This is a genomic window from Pseudidiomarina fusca (assembly GCF_032227045.1).
GTDB classification, from domain to species: domain Bacteria; phylum Pseudomonadota; class Gammaproteobacteria; order Enterobacterales; family Alteromonadaceae; genus Pseudidiomarina; species Pseudidiomarina fusca.
The window spans coordinates 87,044-97,671 of sequence record NZ_JANFPJ010000014.1; the positions used below are offsets into that span (position 1 = coordinate 87,044).

The 10,628-nt window shown below is 52.6% G+C and carries 12 protein-coding genes; 11 read left to right on the forward strand and 1 reads right to left on the reverse strand.

The window, feature by feature from the left end; translation table 11 throughout:
- Window positions 1–2 precede the first annotated feature (2 nt).
- Genes gspF through NOG12_RS08820 form a run of 10 tightly spaced genes read left to right on the forward strand, consistent with a single transcriptional unit; the run spans window position 3 to window position 8,179 of the window.
- Entirely contained in the window at window positions 3–1,295 is a 1,293-nt protein-coding gene (gene gspF / locus NOG12_RS08775) for a type II secretion system inner membrane protein GspF (RefSeq protein WP_313933019.1), read from the forward strand.
- An 18-nt stretch (window positions 1,296–1,313) separates the two neighbouring features.
- A complete protein-coding gene (gene gspG, locus NOG12_RS08780) occupies window positions 1,314–1,742 on the forward strand; it encodes a type II secretion system major pseudopilin GspG (protein ID WP_369744175.1) in 429 nt (142 codons plus the stop codon).
- A 16-nt stretch (window positions 1,743–1,758) separates the two neighbouring features.
- Entirely contained in the window at window positions 1,759–2,433 is a 675-nt protein-coding gene (locus NOG12_RS08785) for a pilus assembly FimT family protein (RefSeq protein WP_110076525.1), read from the forward strand.
- Window positions 2,426–2,863, forward strand: a complete 438-nt coding sequence (gspI, locus tag NOG12_RS08790; RefSeq protein ID WP_110076526.1) for a type II secretion system minor pseudopilin GspI — start codon at window positions 2,426–2,428, stop codon at window positions 2,861–2,863. Before NOG12_RS08785 ends, gspI begins: the two co-directional genes overlap by 8 nt.
- Entirely contained in the window at window positions 2,863–3,528 is a 666-nt protein-coding gene (gene gspJ, locus NOG12_RS08795; protein ID WP_313933020.1) for a type II secretion system minor pseudopilin GspJ, read from the forward strand. The genes gspI and gspJ overlap by 1 nt, the downstream gene beginning before the upstream one ends.
- A complete protein-coding gene (gene gspK, locus NOG12_RS08800; RefSeq protein ID WP_313933021.1) occupies window positions 3,521–4,663 on the forward strand; it encodes a type II secretion system minor pseudopilin GspK in 1,143 nt (380 codons plus the stop codon). The genes gspJ and gspK overlap by 8 nt, the downstream gene beginning before the upstream one ends.
- Window positions 4,663–5,952 (forward strand): type II secretion system protein GspL, encoded by a 1,290-nt coding sequence (gspL, locus tag NOG12_RS08805; RefSeq protein ID WP_313933022.1) that lies wholly within the window; start codon window positions 4,663–4,665, stop codon window positions 5,950–5,952. The genes gspK and gspL overlap by 1 nt, the downstream gene beginning before the upstream one ends.
- A gap of 19 nt (window positions 5,953–5,971) precedes the next feature.
- Complete coding sequence (locus NOG12_RS08810; RefSeq protein ID WP_313933023.1) at window positions 5,972–6,496, forward strand: type II secretion system protein M; 525 nt, start codon at window positions 5,972–5,974, stop codon at window positions 6,494–6,496.
- A 7-nt stretch (window positions 6,497–6,503) separates the two neighbouring features.
- Complete coding sequence (gene gspN, locus NOG12_RS08815; protein WP_313933024.1) at window positions 6,504–7,328, forward strand: type II secretion system protein N; 825 nt, start codon at window positions 6,504–6,506, stop codon at window positions 7,326–7,328.
- 32 nt (window positions 7,329–7,360) lie between these two features.
- Window positions 7,361–8,179 (forward strand): mechanosensitive ion channel domain-containing protein, encoded by an 819-nt coding sequence (locus tag NOG12_RS08820; RefSeq protein ID WP_313933025.1) that lies wholly within the window; start codon window positions 7,361–7,363, stop codon window positions 8,177–8,179.
- 62 nt (window positions 8,180–8,241) lie between these two features.
- On the opposite strand, the gene NOG12_RS08825 is transcribed toward NOG12_RS08820, so the two are convergent.
- Entirely contained in the window at window positions 8,242–8,973 is a 732-nt protein-coding gene (locus NOG12_RS08825; RefSeq protein WP_313933026.1) for a transposase, read from the reverse strand.
- Between the two features lie 420 nt (window positions 8,974–9,393).
- Between NOG12_RS08825 and NOG12_RS08830 the strand changes: the two genes are divergently transcribed.
- Window positions 9,394–10,560: a nucleotide sugar dehydrogenase gene (locus tag NOG12_RS08830; RefSeq protein ID WP_313933027.1), complete on the forward strand. Its 1,167-nt coding sequence runs from the start codon at window positions 9,394–9,396 to the stop codon at window positions 10,558–10,560.
- The last annotated feature ends 68 nt before the right edge of the window (window positions 10,561–10,628 follow it).

Below are 10,628 nucleotides of genomic sequence, written 5' to 3' on the forward strand. Positions count from 1 at the left end.
GCGTGGCAGCATATGCATTTCAGGCACTGAATGCCAGTGGCCGTAAAACCAAAGGCGTCATTGAAGCCGATACCGAGCGCCAAGTGCGCTCGCAACTGCGCGAGCAAGGGCTGATCCCGGTCAGCGTCGAGCTCGCCGAGCAAGGGCGCAGCCGCAGCCGTGGAGAAACTGTCAGCCCCAGCTCTGGAGCTCGCTCCGCAGCCGGGTCCAGAGCTGGGTCTGCAAGTTCCTCACTATTAACCAGGTTGCAGACGCGGGGGGTGAGTGCCGGCGATTTGGCGCTGATCACGCGCCAGTTAGCGACCTTGGTGGGGGCGGCGTTACCTATCGAGCAAGCCTTGTTTGCGGTGTCTGAGCAAACCGACAAAGCCCGCCTGCAAAAGCTCTTGATGGCAGTGCGCTCCAAAGTGGTTGAGGGTTATTCGCTGGCTGAGGCCATGGCGGAATACCCCCATGTGTTTGATAAGTTATTCACCTCGATGGTGGCCGCTGGCGAACGCTCGGGTCACCTCGACGAGGTGCTGAACCGCTTGGCTGATTACACCGAGCAACGCAACCGGCTCAAAGGGCAGTTGGTGCAAGCGCTGGTTTATCCCGCCATCATGACCTTAGTGGCGATAGGCGTGGTTATCTTCTTATTGGTGAGCGTGGTGCCGCAAATCGTGGAACAATTCAGCGACCTAGACCAAGCCTTGCCAGCTACCACCCGGTTCTTGCTGGCGGCCAGCGAATTCTTACAAGCCTATGGGCTGATCGCCTTGATTATGATCTTGCTCGGGTTAGCAGTGGGCGGACAATTGCTGCGCAAACCTGAACGGCGCGATAAATTTGATGCGTTTGTATTGAAAGTGCCGTTAGTGGGGCGGGTGATCAAGGCCGTGAATACCGCACGTTTTGCCCGCACCCTTAGTATCTTAGCGGCGTCGGCGGTGCCTTTGTTAGATGCGCTGAAAATTACTGGCAAGGTGATGACCAACCGCGCTATGCAAATCGCCATCGACGAAGCCTGCGACCGCGTACGCGAGGGCAGTAGCTTGCGCGCCGCCTTGGCGCAGAGCAAACTGTTTCCGCCGATGATGCTGCACATGATTGCGGCCGGTGAAAAATCCGGTGAACTCGAGCAATTGCTCGGGCGGGCTGCGGATAACCAAGACCGTGATTTTGAGACCACCATGAACGTTGCGCTAAAAATATTTGAGCCAGCACTGATCGTGGGCATGGCCGGCGTGGTCTTATTAATTGTACTAGCTATTATTCAGCCGATTTTGGCGCTTAATCAAAGCGTCGGCTTGTAATTATTCTTGTTATTAGAGGTGAATCCGATGAAAAAACAAACAGGTTTTAGTCTTATCGAAGTGATGGTAGTTATCGCCATCTTGGGTCTTTTAGCCTCGTTGATTTTGCCCAACGTGTTAGGTGCCGGCGAACAGGCCAACCGCCAAAAAGCCAAAACCGATATTATCTCGCTCGAGAATGCCTTAGCGCAGTATCGCCTAGATAACGGTTTGTTTCCTACCACTGAGCAAGGCTTAGAGGCTTTAGTGAACGAGCCAACCAGCGAGCCAGCGCCGCGTAACTATCGCCGTGGTGGCTACATTAAACGCCTACCGAAAGACCCGTACGGCAGCGATTATCTCTTACTTAGCCCAGGCGAGAATGGCGATATCGATATTTTTTCAGCCGGCGAAGATCGTCAACCTGGTACCGATGACGATATCGGCAACTGGAACCTTGATCAGTAGCGGATACCAGTAACTGATGGGAATGCAGCGCCGCCGCGGTTTTACCTTAATTGAAGTGATGGTCACTTTGGCGGTTATTGCCATGTTGGCCCTTACCGTCAGCTTTGTGGTGCCCGATCGGCGTGATACCAGTGTCGAAGACCAAGCGCGGATGCTGTATCAAAGGTTAAATTACGCCCGCGACTATGCGCTGGTGCGTCATGCCATTTTAGGCCTACGTATTGATGACGGCATCAGCTATCGCTTTGTGCAGTACCGCGATGGCATTTGGCAGAACATCAACGAACGTGGGTTACGTCCGCATCAGTTGGATCAACAGCTTTCGATGCAAATTAGTAGTACCGAGCTTGCCCTACTTGAGCAAGAAGACATAGATTTAGTGGATATTTTTGGAGTTGAAGATGACGCTTTCGCCAGTTCATCTACTAGTACTGCTAGTGGGGATCGTAATTCCAGCAATGGCAGTGCTCGGGGCAATGTATTACAGTCGGGTGACGATGAAGCGGGCCGAGGCGCGCGAGCAAGCCGCAAAAGCGAGCCAATGCCGCAACTGATGATTTTTGGCAGTGGCGAGATGCAGCCCTTTGAGCTGGTGTTGCAGGATGATTTTGCGCTGCGCGCCGGTACCGCATGGCGCATTCACAGCAGCGATGGCCTAGCGCTAAGCCTCGAGCGAGTACGTGATGACTAGGTTAGCACGCGGCTTCACCTTGGTGGAGGTAATGATTGCCTTGAGCATCTTTGCGCTCGCAGCAACGGCAGCGGTGATGGCCTCTAGTCAGCATCTGAGCAACCTCAGTTACATGCAAGAAAAAACTATGGCGCGCTTAGCCGCGTCTAATGCGTTAGCGCGCATGACCCTAACTTATCCACCGGAGAATGGTGACAGCGGCAGTGAGCTGATCGCTGACCAGTATTGGCCGTGGCGCGCCAGTGTCAGCAAAACCGCCACTGCTGGCGTCTATCAAGTCGTGGTGAGTGTGTACGAGCCGCGCCAAGAAAGCTCTGTGATTAGTGGCCCGTCTGCAGATGCCCGCGAGTTGCATCAGTTAGCACGCTTTTTAGGCCCCCAATCTGCCACCGATCAACGCTCGGTGAATAGTAATGAGTGGGACGACTGATGCGCCGCGCTGGTTTTACCTTAGTTGAAGTGCTGGTTACGGTTGCCATTATGGCGGTAATCGGGCTAGCCAGCGCTGCCGTGGTGAACGCCATGATGCGCACCAGCGAGCAAAGCGAACAAGCCATTGCCCAATTAGAACAACTGCAATACACCATGCTGCTGATTGAGCAAGATATCCGCCACATAGTACCGCGCCAAACCAGCACCGATTTCTATCTCTTAGCCGAAGAAAACCTGTTAGCTTTTGTCCGCAGCGGTTGGTTTAACCCCGCTGGCATCTTTCCGCGCAGCGAATTGCAGCCAGTTGTCTACAGCATTGAAGAGGACACCTTGTGGCGGCAATCAGCGATTTTTGTGGATGTAGCCGATGGCGAAGACTCCTTTACCAAACGGCCGATGTTAGAAGGTGTCACCGCGCTAGAAGTCGAGTTCTTAGGCTACAGTAAAGAACTCAATGACCAGGCCAACGAGTTTGGTAGTAGCCGCAATATTAAAAGCCAGCGAGCCACCGGCGAATTACCGCCAGCACTGCTGCTGCGCGTGCACACCAACAGCTGGGGCGTGATTGAACGGGTGTTGTTACTGACGCCAATGAGCGAAGCAGAAGAAACTCAGCGCCGCGAAGCCGAGCAGCAGCAACAACCAGGTGACGGTAATGGTTAGGGCAGTTAGGGCAGTTAGGGCGCAGCTTCCTTCACGCCAGCGCGGAGTAGCGCTGTTAATGGTGCTATTAGTAGTCGCCTTAGTGAGCGTGCTGGCTATTAGCTTAAGTGGGCGCTTACAAACCAGCGTTCTACGCACCGGCAATTTACAACAAGCAGAGCAAGCTTATTGGTACAGCTTAAGCGCCGAAGAAGTGGTACGAGAATTATTACAACGCGAGTTAGCCGATAGCGAAGGCATCGCCAGCCAAGACCAAGTGTGGTATCAGCAAAGCCAAAACGGCGTGGCCTTTCCCGTGGTGGGAGGCAGCATTGCCGGGCGCATTAAAGATTTACACAGCTGCTTTAACCTGAATTCTTTACGCATGGTTACTAGTAATGATAATAACAACCCCGGCGGCATAGACGGCAGCGTGCTAGATGAAGCCACCAAAATGCGCTTAGTACGGCGTAAAGCGCAACTGCGCATGTTGCTGATGTCGATAGATGACAGCATGGAAGGCTACGCCGTGGATGTGATTGTCGATTCGCTGGCCGATTGGCTGGACCCAGACGATGACATTGGCGCCGGTGGTAGCGGTACCTATGGAGCAGAAAGCAACGATTATCAAAGCCAGCAGTTTCCGCACAATGCCGGTAATACATGGCTGAACCATATCAGTGAGTTTAGATTAGTGCGCGGGGTAACAGCACCGCTGTACCACAAAATCAAACCTTACGTATGCGTTATCCCACGGGATAACAGCTTGAAGATTAATCTTAATACGGTATCGTCAGAGCAAGCGAACTTGCTGCATGCCGTAAGTTTAGGCGCGCTCAGCCTTGAAGATGCGAAAAGCTTTATTAATAATCGTCCGCAAGCCGGCTATGAATCGGTGGAAGATGCTAAGGGCAATGGCGTACTGAATAACGCCGCCCAAGGGCAAATTCGGCCAAACCTTGGTGGCGGACCACGCGACCCCAGTGTAACCAACGAGAAGTTGGGTGGGGCGCTGGAAGATTTTGATGTAAAAAGTAAATATTTTGAGGTCCATAGCCGCATTACGGTCGGCGACCTTGAGATAGATGCGCATAGCCAGTTATTAATTACCAACGAGCAGACCCAAGTACTGTATCGCGGGTTAGGAGAGCCGTAATGGAACAGCTATTTATTCGCCTTAGTGCTAACGCCCCCAGTGCCGAGCCTCTGCTGGGCGCGCAGTGGTTATGCTGGAACGCCAGCCAGAGCGAGCTGATTGCCAGCGGCGAAATCAGCCACAACGACCAGCTTAGCCAATTAACCGAGCAGGGCCGCAACCGCCGCGTGATTGCCTATGTGCCCAGCACCGAAGTGCTGCAAACGCAAGTAGAGCTGCCGGCTTCGGCCATGCGCATGCTGGCGCAGGTTATCCCCAACAGCTTAGAAGACGAACTGGCACAGGATATCGCTGATCTGCATTTTTGCTGGCCAAGCCTAGCGCGCAAGCACCAAGGGCCGATACCCGTAAACGTGGTTGCTCACGACAAAATGGAGCAATGGTTGGCGGCATTTGAAGCACAGGGATTAAGCGTCGATGCCATGTACGCCGATAGCTTTATGCTGCCGGTGGCAGCAACGCCCGAAACCATCATCACCACCTGTATTATCGAAGGACCACTCGGCAAAGAGCAGCTGGTGCGCACCGGGCCATACAGCGGTTTTAGTGCCGAGCCTGCCATCGCGCAGATGTTGCTTGACCACCTAGTAGGCGAGCAACAAGCCACGTTGATTGATCCAACAGCCAACCTTGAGCACCCGCTCTCGTTAATGGCACTGACCTACAATAACCAACTGAACGATACTGATGCCGACACTGATGCCAGCACTGATGCCAGTGCTGATCAAAAGAAAGCCAGCGTACGTTATCAGCGCCAAATCGCTCCGATAAACCTCCGTCAACACAGCTACAAGCCGGTACGCAAAAAGAGCAGCGGCGGCAGTTTTAAATACAAATCAGCCGCCATCGCCGCCGGCATTTTGGTGGTGCTAGGTTATACCAGCCAAGTGATTGAATACGTGCAATTAGGGCAGCAATCCACCGCCTTGCAACAAGCCATTGAAGACACTTATAAAGGCGTGTTCCCGAACGAAACCCGTATCGTCAATGTACGTAGCCAGCTGAATCAACACCTCAGTGGTATCGGTAGTAAGGGCGCAAGTGAGTCACCACTTACTTTGCTGCAAGCACTCGAGCCCGCCTTTAACGCACAGCAAGACATTAAACTAGAGTTGGTGCGCTACGATGCCAACACCTTGCGCTTGCAAGTACGTGCCGAAAGCTTTGCCAGCCTCGAAAACTTTAGAAAAGTAGCCAACCAAGGCGGCCGAATCAGCGTAGAGCAGGGGCCAACCAGTAACCAAGATGGCGCGATTAACGGCAACCTCACCATCAAACGTGCAGGCTAAGAGCAACACAGGAACATCTATGGATTTTATCAACAAGACATTAGCGCCATGGCAAGAACGTTATCACCAGCTGAACTCGCGCGAGCGGCTGCTGGTGGTGGTGTGCGGTACCTTATTTCTCATCACCCTGCTGTATTTTCTGGCCTATAAACCGATCGTCGATGGCAAGCGCGACCGTCAATTGCAGATTCAAGCGCAACAAGAGCTACTGCAATGGGTACGTGAAAACACCGGTCGCTATCTGGCCGCTAAGGGCCAAGGGTCAAGCGCTACAGCTAACACCGCAAGTAACGCCAGCATTCGCGGCGGTTTAAGCGAGCGGGTCACGCAACTGGCCAGTCGCAACCAAATCGAAATTACCCGCATGCAGCCGCAATCCAACAGCCTGATTGTGGTGATTGATAGCATCGAATTTAACACCCTGCTGCGCCTGATAGAGCAACTGCAAAGCCAAGCCGGCCTAACCGTTGAGCAAGTAGATGCGGTGGCGGCGAATGAGCCAGGTGTGGTGCGAGTGCGACGTTTGCAAGTAAGCGGAGTTTAAGGTCAGTATGAAGTTACTCAAATCTTGGTGGTGGCTGCTGCCGCTGTATCTGATTATTTTACTCGCCACTGCCCCAGCGCGCTGGCTCAGCCTTGCTAATGATGCCCTGCCAGCCGGCACCCACATCACGCCACTGCAAGGTACCTTGTGGCGCGGCACAATTAACCTACAGGCGCAACTGCCCACCGGTGCCAGCCTCAACCTCGAGCAAGTAGAATGGCAGCTAAGCCCACTGGCGCTGCTGCTGGGCAAACTCGACCTACAACTCAGCATCCCCGCCGGCAACGTTTTCGAAGGCCAAGTGCAGCTCGTTGCAGCTAGCGCCGATGAGGAACTTGCAGCCCCAGCTACGGAGCAGGGTCCGGAGGTGGGTCTGCAAGTCCTTCACCTCAGCGGTGAGCTGGCGGGCAACGTGCAGGCGACGGTGAATCAATTGCGCTTGCCGGTACCGTTGACGGTGGCGGGCGAGTGGCAGTTGCAACTGGATGAGTACAGTAATCGCAACCTAACCAGCGGTCGCTTCTGCGACAGCATGCAAGGCAGGTTAGATTGGACTTCCAGCGAAATTCGGCTGAATCAAATTTGGCATGCACTTGGCGACTATCGCTTACACTTGGGCTGTACCACTAACCAAGCTATCTCTGCTACAATTAAAGATAACAATTGGTTAGGGCTTATCGTCGACGCCCAAATAAAGGGTTCAATGCAACGCCCTCAAGTAACTGTCACGGGCAGCATCAAGCCCACGGCGCAGACGCCACAGCCGGTGGCAGAACTGGTTAGTTTTATCGGACAACCCGATAGTCAAGGGCGTATCCCGTTTAACTGGTAAGCAGCCCCTACAACAGCAGCAAGGAGTAATACATGGATCAAGTGATCACTTGGATTAGCGAGAATCAAGAGCTGATTTTAAGCTACACCGTGAAATTTATTGTCGCCATCATCATTTTGATTGTCGGTAAAATGATTGCCAACTCAGTCGCAAAAATGATGAGCAAAGGCATGGAGAAGCGCGGCACCGACAAAGCGGTGATCAGCTTCTTAAGCGCCATTGTTAAATCGGTGATTTTTATCGCAGCAGTACTGATGGCACTGTCGCAAGTAGGGGTTGAAACCACCTCGTTTATCGCTATTTTGGGTGCCGCCGGCTTAGCCATCGGCTTATCGCTACAGGGCTCGTTATCAAACATCGCCTCCGGTGTGTTAATCATCTTATTCCGTCCTTTCCGTGCCGGCGAGTACGTTGATGTTGGCGGCGTTTCAGGTACCGTCAACGAAGTAAACATCTTCAACACCGTACTAAAAACCCCAGACAACAAAGTGGTGTTTGTGCCAAACGCACAAATCACCAGCCAACCCATCACCAACTTCAGCCGCGAAGATACTCGCCGCGTAGACTTGCTGATTGGCGTGAGCTACGACGCCGACTTGCACAAAACCAAAGAAGTGCTAGAAAGCGTACTGGCGGCGGAAAGTCGCCTACTGAAAGAACCTGCTTGGAACATCCAAGTACATGCACTAAACAACTCATCCGTAGACTTTATCGTGCGCCCATGGGTGAAAAGCACCGACTACTGGGGCGTCTACTGGTCTCTGATGCGCGAAATTAAGATCGCCCTAGATAACAACGGCATCGGCATTCCATACCCACAAATGGATGTGCATTTACATAAGCCCGAGTGATTAGGTGTTGAGGAACTTGAGGAACTTGCGGCCCCAGCTACGGAGCTGGGTCCGCAAGTCCCTCAAAGCTCGTCTTCCTCGGCGGCATAACGCTCGGCGAGGATAGTGAGTCGCTGAAAATGGGTGATTGGGTAGTCAATCTCCGCCGAAAGCTTCTTGTAGAACTCCTCACTGCCAAATACTGCTAAGTTCGCGGCTGTCGTTTTTAGCACGGCAACTTCCGCTTCATACTGCGATTTATCTTTATCAAAGCTTCCTGCCACGTAATTCCGATAAGCTTGAGCGCGGGTAAACTCATCAATACCTAGCAGTAGATAATATGGATGCGGTGTGATGTTTTCGCTCGGTACTAACCGCGCGTTGGTATGGTAGCTACTCCAATGATATTGCCGGGGCCCTCTAACCATGCCGGCGCGAACCGGATTAAGTTCGATATATCGATAGAGAATCAGAATGTGGTTGTCGTCTTGTGACAGCGCTTGTTTGAATCGCGCTTCCCACAAGGTGCCGGTGCGTGAATGGCGCGAATTAAAGTACTGGGTATAACTACTTTTAACCCCCTGCATAAACTTGCTAATAGAACCAGGATGTTTAGGAGTGGCCAGAATATGAAAATGGTTCGACATTAGCACCCACGCATGAATAGCGACTTCATTATCAGCAGCGCGGGTAAAAAGGCTCGACATAAAAGCAGCTCGGTCGATATCGTCGACAAAAATAATCTGTTTGTTATTGCCACGATCATAAATATGCTGAGTAATTCCAGCGCCTCGATACCGATTTCTACGCGACATAAATCACCTTCCTTGTGTAAATTCCCTGAAAAACTTGAGGGACTTGCAGACCCACCTCTGGAGCCTGCTGCGTAGGTGGGGCTGACCCCAGCCTACATTACTAACAAATTCCATCCCGCCTGAGCAGCTAGTTTACCACCATAGCAATGTTGCGGAGCGGAGGAGCTTGCGGCCCCAGCTGCGGAGATGGGTCCGTAGCTGGGGCCGCAAGTCCCTCACGGGTCCGTCAAACTCCCACACAAGCCTCTTGCGCTAGCTGCGCCTGCGCCATACAATAGCCACCATGTGTTAACAAATTTACAAAGTTTACTATTTGCTCGCTGAACGAACGAGAGGGATAGAGGAACTATCGGCCCCAGCTCCGTAGCTGGGGCCGACACCCCCTCAACGTCGAAGCAGCGCAACAAGGACGAGGTTACAATGAAGATTGCAGTAGCGGGAACCGGCTATGTCGGTTTGTCGAACGCCGTGTTGTTGGCGCAACATAACCAGGTAGTCGCCGTTGATATCATTGAAAGCAAAGTAGCGCTGATTAATAACAAACAATCGCCGATTGTCGATAAAGAAATCGAAGAGTATTTGGCCACCAAGCCATTGCAGCTAACGGCCACCACAGATACCGTGCAAGCGTACCAAGACGCTGATTTTGTCATAGTCGCAACGCCCACGGACTACGATCCTAAAACCAACTATTTCAACACCAGCACCGTTGAAAAGGCCATCGATGCCGTGCGCGAAGTAAACCCAAACTGCACCATCGTCATCAAGTCGACTGTGCCGGTGGGCTACACCAAGCAACTACAGCAGCAGCGCAACGACAGCAACATCATCTTCTCGCCCGAGTTTTTGCGCGAAGGTCGTGCACTTTATGACAACTTGCATCCGAGCCGCATCATCGTTGGCGCACAAACTGCTGCAGCCAAGCAGTTCGCAGCGTTATTGAAGCAGGGCGCCATCAAGCAAGACGTCGAGGTGTTGTTTACTGACTCCACCGAAGCCGAGGCTATTAAGCTATTCGCCAACACCTTTTTAGCCATGCGCGTAGCCTATTTTAACGAGCTGGATTCGTACGCCGAAACGCACGGCCTAAATGCCAAGCAAATCATCGATGGCGTGTGCCTTGACCCACGCATCGGCGACCATTACAACAACCCAAGCTTTGGTTACGGCGGCTACTGCCTGCCTAAAGATACAAAACAGTTGTTGGCCAACTACGAAGATGTACCACAAACCTTAATTCAAGCCATTGTGGATGCCAACCGCACCCGTAAAGACTTTGTCGCAGAGAGCATTCTCAAGCGCCAACCTAAATGCGTCGGCATCTACCGCCTAGTGATGAAGGCCGGCTCCGATAACTTCCGAGCCTCAGCGGTGCAGGGCATCATGAAACGCCTTAAAGCCAAAGGCGTTGAAGTGATCGTGTACGAGCCAGTGCTACAAGAGCCGACTTTCTACAATTCAAAAGTTATCAATGATTTGAACGAGTTTAAGAACTCATGCTGCTTGATTGTGTCGAACCGACTCACCGACGATCTACAAGACGTCGCTGATCGCGTCTATACCCGTGATCTATTCGGCTCAGACTAACCCAAGCTAGATAAGAGAAAAGAGAGACTTGCGGCCCCACCTCTGGACCCGGCTCCGGAGCCGGGTCC

Excerpts from the sequence above, each read along its gene's own strand:
- NOG12_RS08785 (WP_110076525.1), top strand. The coding sequence starts at position 1,759 with ATGGGAATGCAGCGCCGCCGCGGTTTTACCTTAATTGAAGTGATGGTC.
- gspI (WP_110076526.1), top strand. The coding sequence starts at position 2,426 with ATGACTAGGTTAGCACGCGGCTTCACCTTGGTGGAGGTAATGATTGCC.
- gspJ (WP_313933020.1), top strand. The coding sequence starts at position 2,863 with ATGCGCCGCGCTGGTTTTACCTTAGTTGAAGTGCTGGTTACGGTTGCC.
- gspK (WP_313933021.1), top strand. The coding sequence starts at position 3,521 with ATGGTTAGGGCAGTTAGGGCAGTTAGGGCGCAGCTTCCTTCACGCCAG.
- gspL (WP_313933022.1), top strand. The coding sequence starts at position 4,663 with ATGGAACAGCTATTTATTCGCCTTAGTGCTAACGCCCCCAGTGCCGAG.
- NOG12_RS08810 (WP_313933023.1), top strand. The coding sequence starts at position 5,972 with ATGGATTTTATCAACAAGACATTAGCGCCATGGCAAGAACGTTATCAC.
- gspN (WP_313933024.1), top strand. The coding sequence starts at position 6,504 with ATGAAGTTACTCAAATCTTGGTGGTGGCTGCTGCCGCTGTATCTGATT.
- NOG12_RS08820 (WP_313933025.1), top strand. The coding sequence starts at position 7,361 with ATGGATCAAGTGATCACTTGGATTAGCGAGAATCAAGAGCTGATTTTA.
- NOG12_RS08825 (WP_313933026.1), bottom strand. The coding sequence starts at position 8,973 with ATGTCGCGTAGAAATCGGTATCGAGGCGCTGGAATTACTCAGCATATT.
- NOG12_RS08830 (WP_313933027.1), top strand. The coding sequence starts at position 9,394 with ATGAAGATTGCAGTAGCGGGAACCGGCTATGTCGGTTTGTCGAACGCC.